Here is a 24,391-nt window from a genome sequence, read left to right as displayed (position 1 = left end):
CCCTCTTACGTCCTCCACATTACTCCACTTCGCTCCCCCGTCAACGACATTCGGGGTTTTTGCGCGCCATTTCGATTTAATTTCTCCGCGCGTGTCCCGCGCCAGTAAAGGGCGACGAGGAAAGTGGGGCGCAGTGGAGGGATTTGGCCGCCCCGGGCGCGGGAAGCAGCGCGCGCCAGGCGGCGAGGCGGGCGGGTTGGCGGCGGCTGCCGGGCCGCAACGAGACTTAAAAGGCAAAAGACCCGCCGGAGCGGGTCCTTGCGGGGAACGTGGTGGGGCAGAGCGGTGGTGGAAAGTGGAGGCCGGACTTGGTGGGGCTGTCGGCGGGTCGGTTTGTCAGCGGCGCGGCCTGCCGGCGGCGCCGGGAACCGCTACGGGGCGCACGAACGTGCGGCAGGGCGCCGGCGGCGTCAGTCAGGCGGTACCGGTCAGGCTGTACTGGTACCGGAGTGGCCGTCAGACAGCAGAAGTCAGGCAGTGGCCGTCAGGTCGATGCGGTCAGGACTCTCCGCGGTGCCGTTCGTCCCAGCGTTCTTCGAGGTTGCTCATGAACGAGCTGCGCTGCTTGCCCGGTTTCCGTCCGGCTGTCCCCGGCTTCGAGGTGCCGGTTGAGCTGCGCATGGTCGCGTAGTAAACGCCGCCGCCCATGACGAGGAAACCGAGCACGCCCACAACGATGTTCTGCAGCGTGACACCCAACAACAGCAACAGGATCCCGGCGACGGCGCCGAGGACCCCGATGACCAGGTGACGGGTGGACCAGGAACGACCCGGATCCGAGCCCATCGAGCTGGCAAACTTGGGATCGTCCTCGTGCAGCTGCTTCTCAAGTTGCTCCAGCAACTTCTGTTCGTGCTCCGAGAGCGGCATCACGACCTCCTTCAGTCGGCCAACGTCCAGACTTGGCGCGGCACTTTGTCCCTAAACGCCCAACGTCCGGGATCCCCGGCCGGTTCCCCTTCGCCGTCATTGGCTGGAGGTGGAGGCACGCCTCCTGTGAAGGTGTTCAGTTGCAGGGCCGAACGCCTGATCCAGTCGTTCGTAAATACGTATATCTAGGATAGTTTGTCGGGCCCCGTTCTGAAAGACGCCCGCCCGGCGCCCGGCGGCTCCGGCCCCGTGCCGTCACCGGCGGTGATCCCGCGGCCGCGAAGCCGGCGGCAGACGCCGGTCAGCGCGGTCCGTTGCCCGGGTCCAGCAAGCGGGCCGGCAGGACGGACTTGTTTCCGTATTTGCGGGTGACGCGGTCCAGCGCCTGCTCGGCGGCGCGCCAGTTGTCGTCCCGGCGGTCCAGGCTGAGCTGCAGCGGAGCCTGCGCCGCTTCCTCCAGCTGCTCCGCCCGGATGCCCACGAGGCGCACCGTCATGGGACGCGGGCCGACGGATTCCAGCAACTGCACGGCGACGCCGTAGAGCAGCTGTGCGCTGTCGATGGGCGTGCTGACGGTGCGGCTGCGGGTGATCGTGGAAAAGTCGGCGTAGCGCAGCTTCAGCGCAACGGTCCTGGCGTGCATGCCGGCGGTCCGGAGCCGCTCGGCCGTGCGGTGGGAGAGGCGCAGGAGTTCCCGGTGCAGCAGGGCGTCGTCGCCGGTATCCACTGCGAAGGTTTCCTCCGCGCCGATGCTCTTCTCCGCCCGGACCGGCGTCACCGGCCGGGGATCGATCCCCCACGACAGGCGGTGGACGTGCTCGCCTGTGGCGCCCAGGATCTTCCTTAGCGACGGCAGCGGCGTCGCCGCGACGTCGGCGACCGTCCGGATGCCCATCCGGGCGAGGACCTCGACGGTTTTGGCGCCCACGCCCCACAGCGCGCTGACCGGCAGCGTGTGCAGATAGGGCACCGTCTCATCCGGTCCGATCAGCAGCAGCCCGTCCGGTTTGCACCGGGTGGACGCGATCTTCGCCACGAACTTGCTGGCCGCGATGCCGACCGACGCGGTAATGCCCAGCTCGCTCTGGACCCGGCGTCGGATCAGCTCGCCGATCTCGCGGGGCGGCCCCAGCCTCCGGATCGCCCCGCCTACGTCGAGGAAGGCTTCATCCACGCTCAGCGGCTCCACCAGGTCCGTGATGGATCCGAAGATCGCCATGATCTGGCCGGATACCTCGTAATAGAGCTTGTGCCGGGGTTCGATGACGACGGCGGAGGGGCACATGCGGACCGCCACCGCCATGGGCATCGCGGACCTCACCCCGAATTTCCGGGCCTCGTAGGAAGCCGAGAGGACGACCGAGCGGTCCGCCGGATAGCCGACGATCACGGGCCGGCCCTTGAGCTCAGGCCGGCTGCGCAGCTCCACCGAGACGAAGAAGGCATCCATGTCGACGTGCAGGATGCTGCTGCGGCGCAGCTCGCGCAGGGTCTCCTCGTCCAGGCGGTTCCCGCCGGGCCGGGCGTTGCCGAGCTGGGCGGTGCCGGGCTGGGCGGTGCCGGGCTGGGCGGTGCCGGGCTGGTTTTTCGCGTGCCGGCTTGCGCTGTCCCGCTCACTGTCTTCACTCTCCGGCCGCACACACCAATCCTATGCGCAGCAACTGACTAAACTGGAGGCTGCATCCACCGTCGAGACCAGGAGGAACACCCCTGTGAAGGTTATTGGAGAGCGCGACCGCGCCATGGCAGTGACCGCCGCCGTCGCGCTGCTGGCGCTGGCAGCCTGCACCCCTGCCCCGGGCGCTGCGGCACCGGCGTCATCGGCGCCGGCAGCGCAGCCCACCGCCCTGGCCTCCACCACGGCTCCTCCCAGCCCCTCCGCGGAACCGGGCACGTCGGCCACGGTCGGCGCGCTTGTCGACGGTTTTCCGCAGAAGCTGCTGCCACTGATGCCGGGCGCCCGGGTCGAATCGAGCAGCTTCGATAAGACCGCGGTCCCCGCGACCATCGCGCTCGTGGGCAAGGTTTCCGCGCCGAAGGCCGGGGTGGTGGCGTTCTACAGCAAGAAGCTGGAGAGCCAGGGCTTCAAGGCGGTTCCCGGCGACAAGGTCGGCTCCGTCTCCTCCAAAGACTTCCTGCGCGGGACGAATGAGACGGTGAATCTCGCCGTCGTCGAGGCCTCCGGGGTGTCCACCTTCACGATCGGCGCCAACGTCGCCCCCGAGTCGGTCAAGTGAGCCTGGCAGAGGACCTCCGGACAGAGCAGGCAGACTTCGTCGCGGCCGTCGCGGGGAAGCTCACGGACTTCCTGACCTCCCGCGCGGCCCTGATGTCCGCCATCTCCCCGGACATTGACCCGCTTATGGGCTCGATCTCCAACCTCGTGACCGGCGGCAAGCGCCTCCGTGCGCTGATGTGCTACTGGGGCTGGCGGGGCGCCGGCGGCGCTGCCGGGGCCGGTGAGGTGGTCACGGCCGGCTCCGCCCTGGAGCTGTTCCAGGCGGCCGCGCTGATCCACGACGACATCATCGACCGGTCGGACACGCGCCGCGGCGGCCCCAGCGTGCACCGGCGCTTCAGCGAACTGCACGCCAGCCAGGGCTGGGCCCTGGACCCGGAGCGCTTCGGCCACGCCGCGGCGATCCTCACCGGCGACCTGTGCCTGTCCTTCAGCGAGGAATCCTTCACCGAGATCGGCGACAGCGCGTCGTCCGGCAGCCGGGCCCGGCTGATCTTCAACCTGATGCGGGCCGAGGTCATGGCCGGGCAGTACCTGGACATCCTCGAAGAGGTGGCCGGACCGCGCCGCGACCGGGCGGGAGCGGTCAGCCGCGCCCAGTCCATCATCCGGTTCAAGTCGGCCAAATACTCCACCGAGCATCCGCTCGCACTCGGCGGCGCGCTGGCCGGCGCCTCCGATGAGCTGCTGCGCGGCTACTCGGCCTTCGCGCTTCCCCTCGGCGAGGCCTTCCAGCTGCGGGACGACGTCCTGGGGGTCTTCGGCGACCCGGTCACCACGGGCAAACCGGCCGGCGATGACCTGCGGGAGGGCAAGCGCACGGTGCTGGTGGCATTCGCCCTGGACCTGGCCGCCCCGGAGGAATCCGCCTTCATCGACGGCCGGCTGGGCCGGCCGGACCTGGGCGAGGATGAGGTCGAGGAAATCCGGCGCATTATCGTCGACTGCGGCGCCCTTCAGGCAACCGAAGTTTTGATCGAGGAATTCGGCAAGGCGGCATTCGAGGCTTTGGAACTGCTGCCGCTGGAGGAACTGCCGAAGACGGCGCTGCGGAAGCTGGCCGAGGCCACCGTCAGCCGCACCGCCTAGCGTCAGGCCAGGGCCGGAGTTCCCGGCAAACAAGAGAGGCCGTGCCCGACGCAACGCCGGGCACGGCCTCTCTTGTATATATGGTCAACCGTCGGGCTGGTTAAGGCGGACCGCCGTGCTACCAGGCCATGGTCTGGGCGCGGCGCCGGATCTCCGTCTTGCGTCCTTCGCGGAGGGCATCGATCGGGCGGCCGCGCAGCGACTCGTCCGGAGTGAACAGCCAGGTGATGAGTTCTTCGTCCGAGTAACCGGCATCGGCGAGGACCACGATCGTGCCCTTGAGGCTTTCCACCGCGTGGCCGTCCTGGATGAACGCCGCCGGCACGGAGCGGATCCTGCGCTCACCGACCCGGACCGCCGCCAGCGCGCGCTCGTCCAGCAGCGCATGAACCTTCGTGATGGAAACGTTCAGCAGTTCTGCTACGTCGGGCAGGGGCAGCCATTCGCCTACAAGGCTTTCTACAGTACTCACGGATCAAGATTGCCATGCCGGGCCTGTATGCGCCTAGTCAGCCACGGCCTGTCCTGCGGTTCAACCCGGGCGGCCCGGAGCGCCCGCGGTGCCGCTGCCGCCGCATTCCCGGACTCTCCCGACACGCCCGGCGCGGGCCCGGGCTTGCATAATGTCAAACACTTCTTGTGCTATTTCGCAATTCATGAGAGATTCGCTTAGATCACATTTGTAACTGCAGTATCTCCAGTAACACTGTTAACAGCAGTAACACCGGCCTGAAATGCAGCGTTCGCCGCTGAGAAGAGGATTTACCGCATGACGACGACACGTTCGCCGAAGTCCACCCAGAGGTCCGGCCTCCCGCTGATTGCGGCGACGACGGCGGCGCTGCCTGCGGTCGTGCTCTCCTCGCTGGCAGTTGCACAGCCCGCTGCGGCCGAGTCCCGGCCCGCCACCATCCCGGCCACGCTCGCCGCGGCCATGAAGGCCCAGGCTCCGGCGCAGGCCGCCGTCATTCCCGCCGCTTCGGTTCCGGCCACGCTCCCCGCAACGCTGCGCCCGGGGAAGGTCGCCGTTCCCGCGCAGCACACCATCGCCCGGGGCGACACGATCAGCGCCATCGCCCACCGCTACGGCCTGAGCACGCAGTCCGTGCTCTCCCTGAACAGGTTGCGGGCCAACACTGTCATCTACCCGGGCCAGAAGATCCGGCTCACCGGAGCCGCAGCGGCGCCCGCCGCCCGCGCAGCCGCCCTCCGGCCGGTTGCCAAGGCAGCCGCCAAACCCGCCGCAAAGCCGGCGGCCGCGGCCACCGGCAGCCTCTACACGGTCAAGTCCGGCGACACCCTGAGCGGGATCGCTGCCCGCCACGGCGTCAAGCTCTCCGACCTCCTCAACCGCAACGGCCTGACCATGCGTTCGGTGATCTACCCGGGCCAGCGGATCAAGACCGGCACCGGCGCAACAGCTCCCGCCCGGCCCGCGGCACCGAAGCCCGCCGCCCCGGCGGCCAAGCCGGCCGCCCCGGCCAGCTCCGGCTCCTACACGATCAAGTCCGGCGACACGCTCTCCGGCATCGCGGCACGCCACGGGGTCAAGCTCTCCGCCATGCTCTCGGCAAACCGGCTGACCATGAGCAGCATCATCTACCCCGGCAACAAGCTCGTCATCCCGGGCGCCAGCACCATCAAGCCGGCGTCGAGCCAGAAGCCGGCCGCCGTGACCCCGCTGGTCCCGAGCTCTTTCCTGGGGTTCAGCTACCCCAAGGCCGTTGTCAGCTCCGCCAACCAGAACAAGGCGCTGCTCAACGCCTCACCGGTGCCCAGCAACGAGCAGATGAAGCAGATCGTCGCGGATACCGCGCGCCGCATGGGCGTGGCTCCCTCCCTGGCCATGGCCTTCGCCTACCAGGAGTCCGGCTTCAACCACCGCTCGGTCTCCCCCGCGAACGCCATCGGCACCATGCAGGTCATCCCGTCCTCCGGCCAGTGGGCCTCGGAGCTGGTCGGCCGCAAGCTGAACCTGCTCGACCCGTATGACAACGCCACGGCCGGCGTCGCGATCATCCGCCAGCTGGTCAGCACCAGCAAGAACCTGGACTACGCGATCGCCGGCTATTACCAGGGCCAGTACTCGGTCAACACCCGGGGCATGTACGAGGACACGAAGGCCTACGTCGCTTCGATCAAGGCACTGCAGAAGAAGTTCAGCTAACCATCACCACAGGGCGCGGCGGTCGCCGCGCCGGCACGGCAACGGGCCCGGATTGCATGTCAATCCGGGCCCGTTTCCGTGCAGAGCTTAGGATCAAAGGGTGCAGGAATACTCATCGGACGCTCTCGTCGGGACCCTGGTGGACAACCGGTACCTGATTCGGTCACGACTGGCCCGCGGCGGCATGTCGACCGTCTATCTCGCCACCGACCGCCGGCTGGAGCGGGATGTGGCGCTTAAGGTCCTGCATCCCCACATGGCCGGCGACCCCCAGTTCCTGGACCGGCTGGGCCGCGAAGCCAAGGCCGCTGCCAGGCTGTCGCACCCGCATGTGGTGGGAGTCCTGGACCAGGGCGAGGACGGGCCGCTGGCCTACCTCGTCATGGAGTACATCAAGGGCCACACGCTCCGGGACGTGATCAAGGAAAAGGGCGCCCTGACGCCGCGGCTGGCCCTGGCGCTGATCGACCCCGTCGTCGAGGGCCTGGGCGCCGCCCACGACGCCGGCTTGATCCACCGGGACGTCAAACCGGAAAACGTCCTGATCGCCGACGACGGGCGGATCAAGATCGGAGACTTCGGCCTGGCTCGGGCGGTCACGACGACGACCAGCACCGGGGCGCTGATCGGCACCGTAGCCTACCTCTCCCCCGAACTGGTGATGGGCCGCCAGGCCGACGCCCGCAGCGACCTCTATTCGCTGGGCATCATGCTCTACGAGATGCTCACCGGCCGGCAGCCGTTTGAGGGCGACGTCCCCATCCAGGTCGCCTACCAGCACGTGAATTCGACCGTGGGTCCGCCGTCGGAACTGGTTCCCGGACTGGCCGGGGAACTCGACGAACTGGTCCAGTGGTGCACCGCGAACGACCCGGAGAAGCGCCCGGTCGACGGCTACTCGCTGCTCTCGGAGCTACGCCACATCCGGACCAACCTCACCGACGCGGAACTGGACCTCCGCCCCCCGGCCGCGGCGGCAGCCGGCGCCGCGGCGTCCACACCTCCGGCGGCGTCGTCCGCGGACGCACACACGGAACTGCTCGGCGGCGCCCAGCTTCCCACCGAAGTCATCCGGCGCGGCAGCAACCCCACCACCGTCCTCTCCGGCCGGGCACGGCCGGGCGGCTACGGCCCGCTCGCCACCCCGGCTGAGCCCGAAGCCTACGGCTACCCGGACGACGACGGCGGCGAACATGCGGAGCCGGCGAGCAAGCGCGCGCTGCGCAAGCAGGACCGGGACGCGGAGAAGGCCCGGCAGCGGGCCGCCGCAACGCCCAGCCGGAGCCTGCGTCCGGGGAACCCGCGGCGCCGCGGACTGGTCTGGATCCTCGTGCTGGTGGTGGCGGCCCTGCTCGCGGCCGGCGCCGGCTGGTTCTTCGGGATGGGCCCGGGATCCCAGGGCACCATCCCGCAGCTGGCGAACAAGACCGTTGCCGAGGCGCAGCAGCTGCTGCGCACGGCCGGCTTCGACTCCACCACCCGGGACGTCTTTGACGACGACGTCGCCCCCGGGCTCGTGGTCGGCTCCGAACCGCAGGCAGGGCAGGTGGTGCGCAAATTCCAGCCGGTCTCGCTGGCCGTGTCCAAGGGCCCGCAGCTGTTCCCGCTGCCGGAGCTCACCGGCAAGCCGCTGGATGCGGCCAAGACGGCCCTGAACGGCGCCGGCATGGCGCTGGGTCCCGTCGCGGAGACCTACAACGAGGACGCCAAGGCCGGGACCGTGCTGGCCCAGAAGCCCGCCAAGGGAACTCCCGCCAAGCACGGGACGCCGGTCGCCCTCACGGTATCCAAGGGGCCGCGGCCCCTCCCGGTGCCCGACGTGCGGGGCAAGGAGCAGGGGGCGGCCGTCGCCGCCGTGGAGGCCGCCGGGCTCAAGGCCGTCGTCGCCCCGGAACCCGTCTTCGACCGGAACGTCCCCAAGGGCTCGGTTGTCGGCCAGGACCCCGCGACCGGGAACCTTACCCGCGGCGGCACGGTCACGCTGACGATTTCCAAGGGCCCGAAGCTGGTGGAGGTTCCCAGCTTCATTGGCAAGCAGGTCAGCGACGCCCGGCGGCAGCTTGAGGCGCTCGGCTTCGAAGTCCGGATCGAGAACATCTTCGGCGGCTTCTTCGGCACCGTCCGCGAACAGGACCCGAAGGACACCGAGGCGCCCGAAGGGTCCGTGGTCACCCTCAAGGTCGTTTAGCCGTCCTGAACCGGGACGACGCCCCGGCGGTACCCGCGTCACGACAAAGCTCCGCCCCGGCTGGAACCAGCCGGGGCGGAGCTTTGTGCCTGGGGGCTATTCGTCCCCGCCGGCTAGCGCTTGGCGAGGGCCCCCGCCACCAGGAAGGCCATCTCGAGGGACTGCATGTGGTTCAGCCGCGGGTCGCAGACCGACTCGTAGCGGTCCAGGAAGGCGTCCTGGTCGATCGGGTCGGCGCCGCCGAGGCATTCGGCCACGTCGTCGCCGGTCATTTCCACGTGCAGGCCGCCCGGGACGGTGCCCAGGCCGTGGTGGACCTCGAAGAATCCGCGCACCTCGTCGATGACGTCGTCGAAGTTGCGGGTCTTGTAGCCGTTCGGGGAGGTGACGGTGTTGCCGTGCATCGGGTCGGTGACCCAGAGGACCTGGGCGCCGGAGGCCGTCACCCGCTCCACGATGGGCGGCAGTTTCTCCCGGATGTTGCCGGCGCCCATGCGGGTGATGAAGGTCAGCCGGCCCGGTTCCCGGTTGGGGTCCAGCTTGTCGATCAGCCGCAGCGCGTCATCGCCCGTGGTGGAGGGGCCCAGCTTGACCCCGATCGGGTTGCGGACGCGGGAGAGGAAGTCGACGTGCGCGTGGTCCAGCTCGCGGGTGCGCTCCCCGATCCAGAGGAAGTGCGCCGATGTGTCGTAGGGCAGGCCGGTGCGCGAGTCGATGCGGGTGAGCGCCCGCTCGTAGTCGAGCAGCAGGGCCTCGTGGCTGGCGTAGAACTCCACCCGCTTGAGCGCCTCGAAGTCCGCCCCGCAGGAGGACATGAACTGGATGGCCCGGTCGATGTCGCGGGCCAGGGACTCGTAGCGGGCGTGCGCCGGGTTTTCCGTGAAGCCCTTGTTCCACTGGTGCACCAGCCGCAGGTCGGCGAACCCGCCCTGGGTGAAGGCGCGGATCAGGTTCAGGGTCGACGCCGAGGTGTGGTACGCCTTGAGCATCCGGCCGGCGTCGTGCGCCCGGGACTCCGGGGTGAAGTCGTAGCCGTTGACGATGTCGCCGCGGTAGGCCGGCAGCGTGACGCCGTCGCGCGTTTCGTCGTTGGAGGAGCGCGGCTTGGCGAACTGGCCGGCCATCCGGCCCATCTTGATCACGGGCATCGCCGCACCGTAGGTGAGGACGACAGCCATCTGCAGGATCGTCTTGACCCGCGCGCTGATCTTGTCCGCGGTGGCAGCCTCGAAGGTTTCCGCGCAGTCGCCTCCCTGCAGCAGGAACGCCTTGCCCTGGGCCGCGGCCGCGAGCCGTTCACGGAGGATGTCCACCTCGCCGGCGAAGACGAGCGGGGGCAGGACGGAGAGCTCCTTGACCGAGGCTTCGAAGACCGCCGGGTCCGACCAGCTCGGCTGCTGCGAGGCGGGCAACTCCCGCCAGTGGTCCAGGCCCGGATAGTTCGCTGCCCCGCTCTGGGCGGTGCTGGCAAACGCGGTGCTCGGGAAGGACGAGGCGCCGGCAGCGGCGGTCTTCGCGGGGGCGGAGTTATGGGTGGACGTTGAAGGCGCAGATAGCTCAGTCACCCTCTAAGGATAGTAGCCCCGGCCCTGATCGGGGGCGCCCGGCGTCATCGACGGCGGCCGCCCCGTCACACAGTTCCGGGCGTTTCCGGGCCGGGCCCGGCATCGGCGCCGGGCACCTCGGTGGCTTTTCCGGCCAGCCGCAGCTTCACGACGGCGGCGTATTCGTCGACGTATTCCTGGCCGGAGAGCCGCATGAGTTCATACATGATCTCGTCGGTCACAGAGCGCTGGATGAGCCGGTCGTCCTCCATGCCGTAGTAGCGGCTGAAATCCAGGGGTTCGCCGAAGACCATGCCGATCCGGCGGATGTTGGGCATCCGCTTGCCGATGGGCTGGACCTTGTCGGTGCCGATCATGGCCACCGGGATCACCGGGACCCTGGCCTGCAGCGCGAGCCGCGCCACCCCGACCTTGCCGCGGTAGAGCCGGGAGTCCGGGCTGCGGGTGCCTTCCGGGTAAATGCCCAGGAGCGAGCCGTTCTTCAGGACGTCCATGCCTGCCTCCAGGGACCGGGCGGACGCCGCTCCCCCGGACCGGTCCATCGGCAGCTGGTTGGTCAGGCGGAAGAAGGCGGCGGTCAACTTGCCCTTGATTCCCTTGCCGGTGAAGTACTCGGACTTGGCCAGGAACACCACGGGCCGGGGCACCATGAGGGGCATGAAGATCGAATCGGAGAACGAAAGATGGTTCGAAGCCAGGATCGCTGCGCCGCTGGCGGGGACGTTGTCCAGCCCCTTGACCCACGGCCGGAAGAGCGTCTTCAGGACCGGTCCAAGGACGAAGGTCTTCATGAACCAATAAAACACGTGGTGTACCTCTCCGGCAGGCGTCTGGCGGGTCCTTCCTCGGGCCCGGCAGGACTTCAGTGACACCCTACTCTAGTGAGTTTTGTCGCGAACAGTGACACGATGGGCTCATGAGCGAAAGCAGCACCCCCATGGCGCCTGCCGCTTTCCGCTACCCCGGCCACGGGGCCAATGCCGGCACCGGCGTGGCCATCTGCCACGGCTTCACCGGCAGCCCGCTGAGCGTCCTGCCGTGGGCCGAGCATCTTGCCTCGCTGGGCTTCGCCGTCTCGGTGCCGCTGCTGCCCGGCCACGGCACCGACTGGCGCGACCTCGCCCGGCACCGCTGGCAGGACTGGTACGGGGCGTTCGAGTCCGCCTACCTGGAGCTGGCCGCCGGGACCCGAGACTGCTTCGTGGCCGGACTGTCCATGGGCGGGACCATCGCCCTGCGCACGGCGGCCCGGCACCCGGTGGCCGGCGTCGCCGTGGTCAACCCCGGCCTCAGCTTCTATGACCGCCGGGTGCGTTACATCGGGGTGCTGAAGTACCTGCAGCGCACCACCGTCCCCCTCCGGGAGGCGGAGTCGACGGCTGCCGCCACCGAGGACGGCGACTACTCGCTGACCCCGCTGGCGGCCGTGCACGAGCTGCGCAAGCTCTTTACGGCCACGCTGCGCGAGCTGCCCGCCGTCGACGTCCCGGCCCTGGTGTTCAAGTCCGACACGGACGCGGTGGTGCCGGCGTCCTCCCTCGACCTGCTCCGGGCCCGGATCGGCTCGCGGGACCTGTCCGTCGTGCCGCTGCCGGGCAGCGGCCACGTCGCCACGCTCGATGTCGACGCCCCCCTGATCTTCTCCCGGTCCGCTGGGTTCTTCGCCCGCGCCGCAGCCCCGGCCGGTCAGCCCCTGCCGGCGCAGGAACCGGCCCCGGTGCGGCCCCCTATCCCAGTGCAGCCAGCAACGACGGAGCAGCCATGAGCACAGCGCCCGACCATTCCCCCTTCAGCAGCCCGTTCACCGGGGACGGCCCCCGGACCGGCGTCGTGGTCTCGCACGGATTCACCGGCAGCCCGCACGGGGTGCGGGCGTGGGCCGAGTCGCTGGCCGCCGCCGGCTACGCGGTCCGGATGCCGCTGCTCGCCGGCCACGGCACGAGCTGGCAGGAACTGGCCCGGACCCGGTGGCAGGACTGGCACGCCGGACTGGATGCCGCGTACCAGGAGCTGGCCGCGGAGTGTGACCACGTCGTGGTGGCCGGGCTCTCCATGGGCGGGGCCCTGGCGCTGCGGCTGGCCGCCACCCGACCGGTCGCCGGGGCGGTGCTGGTCAACCCCGGCCTGGTCATCGACGACCCCCGGGCGCCGCTGGCAGGCATCCTCAGGTTCGTGCTCAAGAGCACCCCGGCAATCGCCAACGACATTCTCAAGGCCGGCGTGGACGAGGGCGCCTATCCGCGCACCCCTGTCGCGGCGGCCCACGAACTGAACAAGATGTTCAAGGACACTCTGCGCCTGCTGCCTAAGGTCACCGCGCCGGTCCGGGTCTACCGCTCCACCGTGGACCACGTGGTCTCCGATGCCAGCCTGGCCGCCCTCCGTCGCGGCCTGGTCAACGCCCCGCTGGAAGTCATCCGGCTGGAGAACAGCTACCACGTGGCTACGATGGACAACGACGCACCCCGGATCTTCAGCGGCACGGCCGAGTTCATCAACGCCGTCGTCCACGGACAGGCTCCGGGCGCTGCCAGCACCAGCCAGAAAGAAACGGCAGATGACTAGATCCGATCCCGGCGCCCCCGAACCCGAGCTTCCCGACCACGACGCAGACCGCCCCGGTCCCGGACGCCCCGACGTCCCGCAGCCCGGTGCTGCCGGGCCCGGCAGCGACGACGCCGTCTGGCTCGACCTGGTGGCCCGGCTCGAAGGCACGGCCTCCGGGCAGCCGGACGACGGCGCGGCCGTCCCGGCTGCCGGAACCACGGCCGGCGGCGCCCCCGGCGCCCGGCCGTTCAAGGATTTCGACCCGCTGGGCCTCTCGGCCCCGGCGGCCGCGCCGCAGGTGCCGGCAGGACCGCGGGACTACGCGGTGGACGACGACGATGACGGGGCCTTCGTGCCGGAGGAGCCGCCCAGCCTGGCCGGCACGGACCCGCTGACCATGCTCGCCTGGCTCGGCGCCGTCGGCGGCCCGATCGCCCTGCTGCTCTCGGCCATGTTCTGGCGCAGCGCCCCGCTGCTGGCGGTGGTCGGGATGGTCGCGGCCTTTGCGGTCTCGGTGGTGTTCCTGATCATGAAGCTGCCGCACGAAAAAGACGAATACGACGACGGCGCCCGCCTCTAGCGGGCCCGACGCGCGCTCACCCCGGCTAGCCGGGCAGCATGCTGCCGGCCCGCGACAGGTCCGCGGCGCCGATCAGTCCGGCGCTGGGTCCCAGGGCGGCCAGCTCGATCCGGGCCGCCGGCCGGAAGCCGCGGCCCGTGAGGTTGCGGGCGAAGGCCCGCCGGGCCGGAGCCACGAGGAGTTCGCCGGCGTCGCACAGTCCGCCGCCGATCACGAAGGTGCCCGGGTCCAGGGCCGCCGCGAGGTTTGCCAGGCCCAGCCCCAGCCATTCCCCCACGTCTTCGATCAGCTCCCGGGCGGTGGGGTCGCCGGCCTTGGCGAGGTCGGTCACCACCACCCCGGTGAGCTCCTCGGCATGGCCGTTAACTGCCGCCAGCAGGGCGTGCGCGATCGGCGAGTTGGCGGCTGCCAGTTCCCGCGCCTCCCGGCCCAGCGCATTGCCGGAGGCGTACTGTTCCCAGCAGCCGCGGTTGCCGCACTCGCAGCGGTGGCCGCCGGGCATGATGATCTGGTGGCCGAATTCGCCGGCGACGCCGAAGCGGCCGCGTTCCAGCCGGCCGTCCATCACCATGGCCCCGCCGATCCCGGTGCCCAGGGTGATGCAGACCAGCCGGTTCTCGCCCCGGCCCGCGCCGAAGCGCCATTCGGCCCACGCCGCGGCGTCGGCGTCGTTGGTGAGCAGCACGGGACGGCGGAGCAGGCGCTGCAGGTTGTCCCGCAGCGGCTCGTTTCGCCAGGCCAGGTGCGGACTGAACAGCACCGTACCGCCGTCGAGGTCCATCCAGCCGGCAGCGCCGATGCCCACGGAGCGGATCCGGTGCCCTGCGCCGAGTTCCTCGACCAGATCGACGATCACCCGCTCGACGGCGCGCGGATCGGTGCCCGGGGTGGACCGCCGGGCCTGGCTGAGGATCCGGCCTTCGGCATCGACGACGCCGGCAGCGACCTTGGTCCCGCCGATGTCCACGCCGATCGCCAGGCCGCCGCCGCCGGGGCGCAGCCGGCGACGCAGGCCGCCTGATCCCGCGGCGCCGGGAAGACCCTGCGCCCTGCGCCGCCAGGCGGCCGTTCTGCGGTGCGGCCCGGGCTCCCGGCCGGCTGGTGGTGTATCCATCGGCTCCATTCTATGGCCGGGCTCCGCGGCCGGGCAGAAGACCGGGCAGAAGCCGGTCGGCAGGGGGCCGGGGGCGGCCCGCAGAGTGGCGGATCCGCGGCCTTCATCGTAAAGTTACTCGCCAGTAGGTGGTGTGGACCACATCCAGCGTGGGGCCGCGTACTACTGTTGGTCGTACCCCACGCGGGTCTATGGATATCAAAGGAGCTATCGTGCGAGAAATCAGTGTCCCGCCCCTGGTCACCGTCCCGCCGGAAACGAACGTAACGGACCTGGTCCTGCGCCAGGCCGCCAAGCCCTCGAACCCGGCCCTGTTTTCCCGGCTCGACGCCGCCGGCCAGTGGCAGGACGTGCGGGCCACCGACTTCCTCGCCGACGCCTCGGCGCTGGCCAAGGGCCTGATGGCCAGCGGCGTCGAGGCCGGCGACCGCGTCGGCATCATGTCCCGCACCCGGTATGAATGGGCGCTGATCGACTTCGCCATCTGGTTCGCCGGCGCCGTCTCCGTGCCGATCTACGAAACCTCCTCCCCCTCGCAGGTGGCCTGGAACCTCGGCGACTCGGGGGCCGTGGCAGCCTTCGGCGAATCCGCCCACCACGAGGACATCATCCGGCAGGCCGCGAACTCCGAAGGCCTGACCGCCCTGCGGCACGTCTGGCAGCTCGAGGGCGACGCACTGGACGAAGTCCGCGCCGCCGGCGCCTCCATCAGCGACGAGGACCTGGAAGCACGCCGCCGCCAGGCGGGCCTGCAGGACCTCGCCACCATCATCTACACCTCCGGCACCACCGGCCGGCCCAAGGGCTGCGAGCTGACGCACGGCAACTTCGTGGAGCTCTCGGACAACGTGCTGGCGACCTCGCTGGGCCAGATCGTCCATGAGCAGGCCCGGACCATCATGTTCCTCCCCCTGGCGCACGTCTTCGCCCGCTTCATCTCCGTGCTGGCCGTCGCCGCCGGGGTGACCGTGGCGCACACCCCGGACATCAAGAACCTGCTGCCGGACCTGCAAAGCTACAAGCCGACCTTCATCCTCGCCGTCCCCCGGGTCTTCGAGAAGGTCTACAACTCCGCCCTGACCAAGGCCGAGGACGGCGGCAAGGGCGCCATCTTCCACCGCGCCGCGGAGACGGCCATCGCCTGGTCCCGCGCCCGGCAGGCCGGCAAGGTGGGCCTGGCCCTTAAGCTCAAGCACGCCCTGTTCGACAAGCTGGTCTACGGCAAGCTGCGCGACGCCATGGGCGGGCAGGTGGCCCATGCGGTCTCCGGCGGCGGCCCGCTCGGCGAACGGCTCGGCCACTTCTTCCAGGGCATCGGGCTCCAGATCCTCGAGGGCTACGGCCTGACCGAGACCACCGCCCCGGTGACGGTCAACACGCCGTCGCTGATCAAGATCGGCACCGTCGGCGCCCCGATCCCCGGCAACGCCTTGAAGATCGCCGACGACGGCGAGATCCTCACCAAGGGCGTCAGCGTGATGCGCGGCTACTTCAACCGCGAGGACCTCACCGCCGAGGCCTTCGACGACGGCTGGTTCCGCACCGGCGACATCGGCCGGCTCGACGAGCAGGGCTTCCTGACCATCACCGGCCGGAAGAAGGAAATCATCGTCACCGCCGGCGGCAAGAACGTTGTACCGGCGCTGCTCGAAGACCAGATCCGGGCCGACGCCCTGGTCTCACAGGTCCTCGTGGTCGGCGACAACCGCCCCTTCATCGGCGCCCTGGTGACCCTCGATGAGGAGGCCCTGCCGGGCTGGCTGCAGCGCCACGGCCTGCCCGCGTCCACCACGCTGGCCGAGGCGGCCGAGCACCCGACCGTAAAGGCCGCCGTCCAGGAGCTGATCAGCCACGCGAACCAGTCCGTGTCGCAGGCCGAAGCGATCAAGTCCTTCCGGATCGTGCCCTCGGACTTCACCGAGGCGTCCGGCCACCTCACCCCGTCGATGAAGGTCAAGCGCGCCCAGGTGATGAAGGACTTCGAGACCGTGATCGAGGAAATGTACGCGGCCAAGCGCCCCACCCCCGCCTGACCCGCACCGCGCACGACAAAGGGCTCCTCCGGCCGCTGGATTCCAGCGGCCGGAGGAGCCCTTCTTGTTGCTGCGGACTTACTCCTCGATGACCAGCAGCAGGTCCCCGCCCTGGACCTGCTCGACGGCGCCGACGGCGAGCCGCGCCACGGTGCCGGCCACCGGCGTCGTGATGGACGCTTCCATCTTCATGGCCTCGATGGTGGCCACGGTGTCCCCGGCGCTGACCTTATCCCCGGCCTTGACGGTCAGGGTGACGGCCCCGGCGAAGGGCGCGGCAACCTGGCCCGGCTGCGAGGCGTCCGCCCGCTCCGCGGCCTTGACGTTGCTGACCACGGACCGGTCGCGGACCACCACAGGGCGGGACTGGCCGTTGAGCGTGCACATCACGGTGCGCATGCCCTTCTCGTCGGGTTCGGACACAGCTTCGAGCGAGGCGATCAGCCGGACGCCCTTTTCCAGTTCGATCTCGTGTTCGGCCCCGCGTTGCAGCCCGAAGAGGTAGTCGCGGGTGTCCAGCACCGAAAGGTTGCCGTAGGTCTCGACGCTCTTCTGGTAGTCCTTGGTGGGCCCGGCGAAGAGCAGCCGGTTCAGGGTTTCCTGAACGGTCTTCGAGTCTCCCTTGAGCGCGGCGCTGTCCTCGGCGCTGAGCTCGACGTCGCGGACCTTGACGCTGCGGCCCTGCAGGGCCTTGGTCCGGAACGGTTCGGGCCAGCCGCCCGGCGGGTCGCCGAGTTCGCCGGAGAGGAAGCCGATCACGGAGTCCGGGATGTCGTACTTCTGCGGGTTCTCGTTGAAGTCGGCCGGGTCCGCGTTCAAGCCCACCAGGTGCAGGGCGAGGTCGCCGACGACCTTCGAGGACGGGGTGACCTTGACCAGCCGGCCGAGGATGCGGTCCGCCGCGGTGTACATGTCCTCGATGGCCTCGAAGCGCTCACCCAGGCCCAGCGCCATGGCCTGCTGGCGCAGGTTGGAGAGCTGGCCGCCCGGGATTTCGTGCTGGTAGACCCGGCCGGTGGGGCCCGGAAGCCCGGACTCGAACGGTGCGTAGACGCGGCGCACAGCCTCCCAGTAGGGCTCCAGCGAGCACACGCTGTCCAGGTCCAGCCCCGTGTCGCGGGGAGTGTGGGCCAGGGCCGCGACGAGCGCCGACGCCGCAGGCTGGCTCGTGGTGCCAGCCAACGATGCCGAGGCGACGTCCACGGCGTCCACGCCGGCGTCCACGGCCGCGAGCAGGGTGGCCAGCTGGCCGCCCGCGGTGTCATGGGTGTGCAGGTGGACCGGCAGGTCAAACCGCTCGCGCAGCGCGGAGACAAGGCGAGCGGCGGCGGCCGGGCGGAGCAGCCCCGCCATGTCCTTGATCGCCAGGATGTGCGCGCCGGCGTCGACGATCTTCTGCGCCAGGTCCAGGTAATAGTCGAGGGTGTAGAGCTTCTCGTCCGGGTCGAGCATGTCCGAGGTGTAGCAGAGCGCCACCTCGGCAACGGCGGTGCCGGTGTCCCTGACCGCCCGGATGGCGGGCGCCATCTGGTTGACGTCGTTGAGGGCGTCGAAGATGCGGAAGATGTCGATGCCGGACTTGGCCGCCTCGTTGACGAACGCGACCGTCACCTCTTCCGGGTACGGGGTGTAGCCGACCGTGTTCCGTCCGCGCAGCAGCATCTGCAGGCAGACGTTCGGCAGGGCCTTGCGCAGCGCGGSGAGCCGGTCCCACGGGTCCTCACCGAGGAAGCGGAGGGCGACGTCGTAGGTGGCACCGCCCCAGGCCTCCACGGACAGCAGTTCGGGCAGGAGCTTGGACACGGCCGGGGCGGCCGCGACCAGGTCGCGGGTCCGGACCCGGGTCGCCAGCAGGGACTGGTGCGCGTCCCGGAACGTGGTGTCCGTGACGGCGACGGCGTCCTGGCTGCGGAGGGCGCGGGCGAACCCCTCCGGGCCCAGTTCAAGCAGCCGCTGGCGCGACCCTGCCGGGGCCTCCGCCTCGGGCAGGGCGGGCAGTTTGTCGGCCGGGTCGGTGTGTACCGTGAGCTCGCCGTTGGGCTTGTTGACGGTGACGTCCGCCAGCCAGGTCAGCAGCTTGGTGCCGCGGTCCGCGGAGACGCGGGCCTTGAGCAGCTCGGGACGCTCGTCGATGAAGGACGTGGCGACGTCCCCGGCGACGAAGTCCGGGTCGTCCAGGACCGCCTGCAGGAAGGAGATGTTGGTGGACACGCCGCGGATGCGGAACTCGGCCAGGGCCCGGCGGGCGCGGGCGACGGCGGTCGGGTAGTCGCGGCCGCGGCAGGTCAGTTTGACCAGCATGGAGTCGAAGTGCGGGCTGATCTCGGCGCCGGAGTACACGGTGCCGCCGTCGAGCCGGACGCCGGCGCCGCCGGCGGAGCGGTAGCCGGTGATCTTTCCGACGTCGGGCCGGAAGCCGTTGGCCGGGTCCTCGGTGGTGATGCGGGACTGCAGGGCGGCACCGCGCAGCCGGACGGTGTCCTGGGAGAGGCCAAGGTCCGCGAGGGTCTCGCCGGAGGCGATGCGCAGCTGGGCCTGGACCAGGTCGACGTCGGTGACCTCTTCGGTGACGGTGTGTTCGACCTGGATGCGCGGGTTCATCTCGATGAAGACGTGCTGGCCGGCGCGGTCACCGACGGTGTCGACCAGGAACTCGACGGTGCCGGCGTTGACGTAGTTCAGGGCCTTGGCGAACTTCACGGCGTCGCGGTAGAGGGCCTGGCGGATGCCCTCGTCCAGGTTGGGCGCCGGGGCGATTTCGATGACCTTCTGGTGGCGGCGCTGGATCGAGCAGTCGCGCTCGAAGAGGTGCATGACGTTGCCCTCGGCGTCGGCCAGGATCTGCACCTCGATGTGGCGGGGCCGCAGCACCGCCTGCTCCAGGAACATGGTGGGGTCCCCGAAAGCGGCGTCGGCTTCGCGCATGGCGGCCTGCAGCGCCTCGGGCAGGGCTTCGCGGGTGTCCACGCGGCGCATGCCGCGGCCGCCGCCGCCGGCGACCGCTTTGGCGAAGACGGGGAACCCGATCTCGTCCGCGGCGGCGATGAGCTCGTCAACGTCCTTGGACGGCTTGCTGGACTTCAGCACCGGGACGCCGGCCTGCCGGGCGGCTTCCAGCGCCGCGACCTTGTTGCCGGCCAGTTCCAGGACTTCCGCCGGCGGACCGACGAAGGTGATCCCGGCGTCCGCGGCGGCGCGCGCGAGGTTCGGGTTTTCGGAGAGGAAGCCGTAGCCCGGGTAAATCGCGTCGGCGCCGGCCTCCTTCGCCACCCGCACGACCTCGTCCACGTCCAGGTACGCCCGGACCGGATGGCCTTCCTCGCCGATCAGGTACGCCTCGTCGGCTTTCTGGCGGTGGATGGAGTTGCGGTCCTCGGTCGGGAACACGGCAACGGTCTTGGCTCCGAGCTCATAGCTGGCACGGAAGGCCCGGATCGCGATTTCGCCGCGGTTAGCCACCAGAATCTTCGAAAACATACTTCTCCTGCATCATCGCGGGTGGGTCGGTAAGTCGTCACAGTTTCTAAGACCTGTGCGCGCAAACACAAATCATTGTGGTAGCCGTCACATGATTATGCGTCATTTCCGCGGCGCCGGGCAGCCCGTCCCCGGCCGGCGGCGCTCCGGGGGCTTCCCGCGCCCGCCGGGCCGGAGAAGACGGGAATCGGCTGCCGGTCAACATATGATGAAGGGATGGGTGGCGCATGCTCGCCCCGGCCCCGGGAACGCAGGGGCCGGCAGGACCCCGTCCCGGCAACCGGCGTTAGGTATTGGTTTTCAAGTGCAAGTAGTGAGTATCAGCAGCCTCAAAGGCGGCGTCGGCAAGACGTCAGTGACCACCGGACTGGCTTCCGCCGCACTCGCAGCCGGGATTCCCACGCTCGTCGTCGACCTCGATCCGCACGCTGATGCCAGCACCGCCCTCGGCGTCCGGCCGGACGGCCAGCAGGACATCGGCCGGATGCTCAAGGCTCCCCGCCGGGCCCGCCTGGCCGAGAACGTCGTGCCCAGCGGCTGGGTCGAGCGCGGCACTGACACTGCCGGCCGCGCGCCCTCCGTGCTCGATGTCGCCGTCGGTTCCGCCTTCACCGGCATCTACGACCGCCCGGACCTGGGCCGCCGCGACCTGCGCCGGCTCTCCACCGTCCTGGCCGGCGCCGGGAGCTATGAACTGGTCCTCGTGGACTGCCCGCCCTCGCTGAACGGCCTGACCCGGATGGCGTGGTCGGCCAGCGACAAGGTCGCCCTGGTCGCCGAGCCGGGGCTCTTCTCGGTCGCGGGCACCGAGCGGACGCTGCGGGCCATCCAGCTGTTCCGGCAGGAGTTCGCTCCGGGCCTGTCCCCCGCCGGCATCGTGGCGAACCGGGTGCGCTCCGGTTCCTCCGAACACAGCTTCCGGCTGGCCGAGATGGAGTCGATGTTCGGCGAACTGCTGCTGACCCCGCATATCCCGGAACAGGCCAACTGGCAGCAGATCCAGGGCGCGGCGCATTCAGTCCATCACTGGCCCGGAGAATCGGCCAAGAACGCCGCCGGGCTGTTTGACCTGCTGCTGGCCAACCTGATGCGCACGGGCGGCGCACTGACCGCCGCCGGGTCGGTCCGGAGCCGCAGCCAGCGCTAGCCGGCCACGGCCGGCCCGCCACCCTTCCCGCACAGCAAAGAACGCGGGGCCACGATCGTGGCCCCGCGTTCTGCGTTAAGTATTGTGCGTGGAGGGTGTCCGTGCCGGTCAGCCGGTCTTGCGGGCCGCCCGGCGCTTGCTGAGCTCGTCGTCAGGGAACGACTGGTCCGCGGCGTGTTCGCTGGGCAGCGCGGCGAGGCTGCCCTCCACTTCGCGCCAGACCCGGCCGACGGCGATACCGAAGACGCCCTGCCCGCCCTGGACCAGGTCGATGACCTCGTCCGCGGACGTGCATTCGTAGACGCTGGCGCCGTCGCTCATGAGGGTGATCTGGGCCAGGTCCTCGACGCCCCGCTCGCGCAGGTGCTCGACCGCGGTGCGGATCTGCTGCAGCGAGACGCCGGTGTCCAGGAGCCGCTTGACGACTTTGAGGACCAGGATGTCGCGGAAACCGTAGAGCCGCTGGGAACCGGAGCCGGCGGCGCCGCGCACGGCGGGCTCGACAAGGCCGGTGCGGGCCCAGTAATCCAACTGGCGGTAGGTAATGCCGGCCGCTTTGCACGCGGTCGGGCCGCGGTAGCCGGCGCCTTCGTCCAGGACAGGAAGATCCTCGGTGAAGAGCAGGCCCTGGGCACCGCTTGCGGGTACGGCAACACCTGCTGCCGAGGCCTGCTTAAGCTCGCCGGCTTCGCCTTTCGGACTCACGTGGATCCTCCTTGTCATGAGCTCCCGCGGGAACTTGCCGCAACTCCGCGCTGCCCGTGTCCGGCGCCGGGGCGACGCGGCACGAAGAGCTTCGTGCCGGATCGGATCCGGCTGCACGTTCCAGTGTGACTTGCGCGGGTGTTGTATGCAATGGGAACTTGTATCTCCGACGTTAGGCCCGGCGGGGCCCAAGGTCAAAGACGTTGGGGCTATTGCCGGGGCGTGTCGAAACTTTCGACCACAACTTTAACGTTGGGGTCCTCCACCGGGGGTTCCGGGGACCGGTTCAGCCGGCGAAATCCTCGGGTTCGACGTCGTCGAGGAACTCGCGGAAGCGGCGCAGTTCGCCCTCCTCGTCGACGGCGGGTCCGGCCTTGGTTTCCTCGCCGTCGTCGTGCTCGGTGATCCGGACTCCGGCCTCGTCCATCACCGCGTCCGCGCACCAGATCCGGCACTGGGCCCGGAGAGCCAGGGCCAGAGCGTCCGAGGCGCGGGAGCTGACGGTGGTTCCGTCGTCGAACTGCAGCTGCCCGTAGAAGACGTTGTCCTCGACCGCGACGATGTTCACGCTGACGATCGCGTGGCCCAGCGCCTCGACGACGTCCACCAGGAGGTCGTGCGTCATGGGCCGGGGCGGCACGACACCCTGTTGGGCCAGGGCGATCGCGCTGGCCTCCGGGGTGCCGATCCAGATCGGGACGTGGCGTTCGCCGTGCATTTCCTTGAGCAGGACGAGCGGCTGGTTCGACGGCAGCTCGATCCGTACGCCTACGATTTCCACCTCAATCATCAGCTGTCCATCCTCGAGATGCGGTCCTGGACCAGAGCGCGGTGCAGCGACAGGCAGAGCTCGCTGATTTCCCGCGCCGTTTCCGCCGCCCGCGCGTGCGAGGCCGCGTCCTTGCGCGAGGTAAGTGTGGCCACCGCGCGTTCCACCAGCCCGAATTCACGGTCGGCGGCGGCCTGGAAGGGCCGCAGGTGCCGCGGCTCCAGGCCGTGCCCTTCAAGCTGGACGCAGGCGCGCGCCACCTGCAGGGCGTGTTCGTCGAAGGCGCCGTTGACGTGGTCGATCAGGCCGAAGCTCAGCAGCGATTCGAGCAGCGGCACGCTGGCGCCGGATTCGGTGCGGAGCTGTTCCTCGCTGAGCAGCCGGCCGCGGCTGTTCAGTTCGGCGGCGAGCTGGTCGGACACGGCCCGGGGCGAGACGGTGACCCCCGGCGGCAGGTTCTCCGGCCGTTCGCCGCGGTCGATCGCGTCAAGGTAGTCCTTGATCACTTTCAGCGGCAGGTACTGGTCGCGCTGGAGGGCGAGCACGAAGCGGAGCCGTTCGACGTCGCCCTCGGAGTACTGCCGGTACCCGGCCGGGGTGCGTTGCGGGTTGATCAGCCCCTTTTCCTCAAGGAACCGGATTTTCGACGCGGTCATGCCGGGGAAGTCGTCGCTCAGCTGAGCCAGGACCTCCCCGATGTTCAAAACCTGGGGTCCGCGCCGTTCGGCTTGTGCCATGGCCACAGCCAGTTACCCCGATATCAGGCGTGGCCTGCGGTGCGGGCAGGGCTGAGGTAGAAGGTGAGCCGGAATTTGCCGATCTGCACTTCGTTGCCCGACTTCAGCTCCACGCTGTCGACGCGGTCGTGGTTGACGTAGGTGCCGTTGAGGCTCCCGGTGTCGACGACCTCGAAGCTGCGCGGGGTGCGGCGGAACTCGACGTGGCGGCGGGAGACGGTCACGTCGTCGAGGAAGATGTCCGCGTCCGGGTGGCGGCCCGCCGTCGTGATGTCCGAGTCCAGCAGGAAGCGGGCGCCGGCGTTGGGGCCGCTGTGCGCAACCAGCAGGGCGGACCCGGCCGGCAGCGCCTCGATCGCGGAGCGTTCCTCGGCGGAGACTTTCGGGGTGAGGGTGGGCTCGTCGCGGATGGGCGTGAGATGGATGGAGGTGGTCTCCGAGGCTTTCACTCCACCCGTGCCGTATTCACCGGTGTCGTTCTGTCCGTGCCCAACCATTGAGTCCTCCTCATTCGTTGCAGGTGTCCGCCCTGCAAACAACGCATGCCGTCCGGAAAAGCCTGGCAGTCCCGGTAATCAGCCCCGGCCGGCCACTGTGCTGAATAACTGTGTCCAGATAACTGCTGTATCTGAATACTGCTGTATCTGAATACTGCTGTATCTGAATACTGCTGTGTCCAGCGACACGGCCCGGCGGCCTTCCCCTTAGCCTACCTGCTGTTCGTACTCCGATGCACTGAGCAGGGACTCCACGGCGTCAGCCTCGGCGAGCTTGATTTCGATCAGCCAGCCTTCGCCGTACGGATCGGAGTTAATCAGTGCCGAATCGGTGTCCAGCGCCTCGTTCCGGGCGACCACTTCACCGGTGACGGGAGCATAGATATCGCTGACGCTCTTGGTGGACTCGACCTCGCCCACGACGTCGTTGGCGGTGATGGTGGTGCCGACTTCGGGCATCTGGGCGTAGACGACGTCACCGAGGGCATCCTGGGCGAAATCGGTGATCCCCACGCGCACGACGCCGTCGGCATCCGGGGCGGAAACCCACTCGTGCTCGGCGGTGTAGGACAGCTCTTCGGGAATGTTGCTCATGGCGGGCCTTTCGTCGGGTCAATCACCAAGGTCGACGGCGGCCGGTGCAACGGGCCGCCGCAGAAAGTATAGG

At 69.6% G+C, this 24,391-nt stretch carries 21 protein-coding genes; 9 read left to right on the top strand and 12 right to left on the bottom strand.

The genetic code is table 11. The features are described from left to right. Positions 1–498 precede the first annotated feature (498 nt). Together ASG71_RS15370 and dinB are read right to left on the bottom strand one after the other, a co-directional pair. Positions 499–870: a DUF3040 domain-containing protein gene (locus ASG71_RS15370; RefSeq protein WP_056740913.1), complete on the bottom strand. Its 372-nt coding sequence runs from the start codon at positions 868–870 to the stop codon at positions 499–501. A 301-nt stretch (positions 871–1,171) separates the two neighbouring features. Continuing rightward, positions 1,172–2,374, bottom strand: a complete 1,203-nt coding sequence (gene dinB, locus ASG71_RS15365; RefSeq protein ID WP_056740989.1) for a DNA polymerase IV — start codon at positions 2,372–2,374, stop codon at positions 1,172–1,174. A 208-nt stretch (positions 2,375–2,582) separates the two neighbouring features. Between dinB and ASG71_RS15360 the strand changes: the two genes are divergently transcribed. After that, a complete protein-coding gene (locus tag ASG71_RS15360; RefSeq protein WP_056740911.1) occupies positions 2,583–3,107 on the top strand; it encodes a hypothetical protein in 525 nt (174 codons plus the stop codon). Further along, positions 3,104–4,198 carry a polyprenyl synthetase family protein gene (locus ASG71_RS15355; RefSeq protein WP_056740909.1) on the top strand — a complete coding sequence of 365 codons (1,095 nt, stop codon included), beginning with the start codon at positions 3,104–3,106 and terminating at the stop codon, positions 4,196–4,198. Before ASG71_RS15360 ends, ASG71_RS15355 begins: the two co-directional genes overlap by 4 nt. A gap of 118 nt (positions 4,199–4,316) precedes the next feature. Here the strand turns inward: ASG71_RS15355 and ASG71_RS15350 are convergent, their stop codons facing one another. Continuing rightward, on the bottom strand, positions 4,317–4,670 hold the full coding sequence (locus tag ASG71_RS15350) for an Rv2175c family DNA-binding protein (protein ID WP_056740908.1): 354 nt from the start codon (positions 4,668–4,670) through the stop codon (positions 4,317–4,319). A 297-nt stretch (positions 4,671–4,967) separates the two neighbouring features. Between ASG71_RS15350 and ASG71_RS15345 the strand changes: the two genes are divergently transcribed. Then, on the top strand, positions 4,968–6,365 hold the full coding sequence (locus tag ASG71_RS15345) for a lytic transglycosylase domain-containing protein (RefSeq protein ID WP_056740906.1): 1,398 nt from the start codon (positions 4,968–4,970) through the stop codon (positions 6,363–6,365). A gap of 100 nt (positions 6,366–6,465) precedes the next feature. Next, the gene (locus ASG71_RS15340; RefSeq protein WP_056740904.1) at positions 6,466–8,553 is read left to right on the top strand and encodes a Stk1 family PASTA domain-containing Ser/Thr kinase; all 2,088 of its coding nucleotides are present in this window, start codon (positions 6,466–6,468) and stop codon (positions 8,551–8,553) included. A 113-nt stretch (positions 8,554–8,666) separates the two neighbouring features. Here ASG71_RS15340 and ASG71_RS15335 read toward each other — a convergent pair whose 3' ends face one another. After that, the gene (locus tag ASG71_RS15335) at positions 8,667–10,118 is read right to left on the bottom strand and encodes a class II 3-deoxy-7-phosphoheptulonate synthase (protein WP_235564150.1); all 1,452 of its coding nucleotides are present in this window, start codon (positions 10,116–10,118) and stop codon (positions 8,667–8,669) included. A gap of 65 nt (positions 10,119–10,183) precedes the next feature. Continuing rightward, positions 10,184–10,924, bottom strand: a complete 741-nt coding sequence (locus ASG71_RS15330; RefSeq protein ID WP_056740901.1) for a lysophospholipid acyltransferase family protein — start codon at positions 10,922–10,924, stop codon at positions 10,184–10,186. Positions 10,925–11,034: 110 nt separating this feature from the next. Here ASG71_RS15330 and ASG71_RS15325 point away from each other — a divergent pair, with 110 nt between their 5' ends. From ASG71_RS15325 to ASG71_RS15315, 3 genes are read left to right on the top strand one after another with little or no spacing between them, the layout of a single operon-like run. After that, entirely contained in the window at positions 11,035–11,883 is an 849-nt protein-coding gene (locus ASG71_RS15325; protein ID WP_056740899.1) for an alpha/beta hydrolase, read from the top strand. After that, positions 11,880–12,683 (top strand): alpha/beta hydrolase, encoded by an 804-nt coding sequence (locus ASG71_RS15320; protein WP_056740898.1) that lies wholly within the window; start codon positions 11,880–11,882, stop codon positions 12,681–12,683. Before ASG71_RS15325 ends, ASG71_RS15320 begins: the two co-directional genes overlap by 4 nt. Beyond that, positions 12,676–13,245, top strand: coding sequence for a hypothetical protein (locus ASG71_RS15315; protein ID WP_056740896.1), 570 nt, complete (start codon positions 12,676–12,678; stop codon positions 13,243–13,245). The genes ASG71_RS15320 and ASG71_RS15315 overlap by 8 nt, the downstream gene beginning before the upstream one ends. A 25-nt stretch (positions 13,246–13,270) precedes the next feature. On the opposite strand, the gene ASG71_RS15310 is transcribed toward ASG71_RS15315, so the two are convergent. Beyond that, entirely contained in the window at positions 13,271–14,359 is a 1,089-nt protein-coding gene (locus ASG71_RS15310) for an ROK family glucokinase (RefSeq protein WP_056740895.1), read from the bottom strand. Positions 14,360–14,571: 212 nt separating this feature from the next. On the opposite strand from ASG71_RS15310, the gene ASG71_RS15305 reads away from it, so the two are divergent. Then, complete coding sequence (locus ASG71_RS15305; RefSeq protein WP_056740893.1) at positions 14,572–16,392, top strand: AMP-dependent synthetase/ligase; 1,821 nt, start codon at positions 14,572–14,574, stop codon at positions 16,390–16,392. A gap of 78 nt (positions 16,393–16,470) precedes the next feature. Here the strand turns inward: ASG71_RS15305 and ASG71_RS15300 are convergent, their stop codons facing one another. Next, a complete protein-coding gene (locus ASG71_RS15300; protein ID WP_056740891.1) occupies positions 16,471–19,869 on the bottom strand; it encodes a pyruvate carboxylase in 3,399 nt (1,132 codons plus the stop codon). A gap of 304 nt (positions 19,870–20,173) precedes the next feature. Here ASG71_RS15300 and ASG71_RS15295 point away from each other — a divergent pair, with 304 nt between their 5' ends. After that, positions 20,174–21,016, top strand: coding sequence for a ParA family protein (locus ASG71_RS15295; protein WP_056740889.1), 843 nt, complete (start codon positions 20,174–20,176; stop codon positions 21,014–21,016). 108 nt (positions 21,017–21,124) lie between these two features. Here ASG71_RS15295 and ASG71_RS15290 read toward each other — a convergent pair whose 3' ends face one another. The 5 genes from ASG71_RS15290 to gcvH all read right to left on the bottom strand — a co-directional run bounded on the left by ASG71_RS15290 (position 21,125) and on the right by gcvH (position 24,318). Beyond that, the gene (locus ASG71_RS15290) at positions 21,125–21,721 is read right to left on the bottom strand and encodes a MerR family transcriptional regulator (RefSeq protein ID WP_056740887.1); all 597 of its coding nucleotides are present in this window, start codon (positions 21,719–21,721) and stop codon (positions 21,125–21,127) included. A gap of 286 nt (positions 21,722–22,007) precedes the next feature. Beyond that, positions 22,008–22,511: a bifunctional nuclease family protein gene (locus ASG71_RS15285; protein ID WP_056740885.1), complete on the bottom strand. Its 504-nt coding sequence runs from the start codon at positions 22,509–22,511 to the stop codon at positions 22,008–22,010. Next, positions 22,511–23,227 (bottom strand): MerR family transcriptional regulator, encoded by a 717-nt coding sequence (locus ASG71_RS15280; protein ID WP_056740884.1) that lies wholly within the window; start codon positions 23,225–23,227, stop codon positions 22,511–22,513. The genes ASG71_RS15285 and ASG71_RS15280 overlap by 1 nt, the downstream gene beginning before the upstream one ends. A 23-nt stretch (positions 23,228–23,250) precedes the next feature. Further along, positions 23,251–23,724, bottom strand: a complete 474-nt coding sequence (locus ASG71_RS15275) for an FHA domain-containing protein (protein WP_056740882.1) — start codon at positions 23,722–23,724, stop codon at positions 23,251–23,253. A gap of 207 nt (positions 23,725–23,931) precedes the next feature. Continuing rightward, positions 23,932–24,318 (bottom strand): glycine cleavage system protein GcvH, encoded by a 387-nt coding sequence (gene gcvH, locus ASG71_RS15270; protein WP_056740880.1) that lies wholly within the window; start codon positions 24,316–24,318, stop codon positions 23,932–23,934. Positions 24,319–24,391 lie beyond the last annotated feature (73 nt).

The sequence above is a fragment of the Arthrobacter sp. Soil763 genome, from assembly GCF_001428365.1.
Lineage (GTDB): Bacteria > Actinomycetota > Actinomycetes > Actinomycetales > Micrococcaceae > Arthrobacter.
Note: the sequence above shows the minus strand (reverse complement) of the source record. Positions and strands in the feature narration are given on the sequence as shown.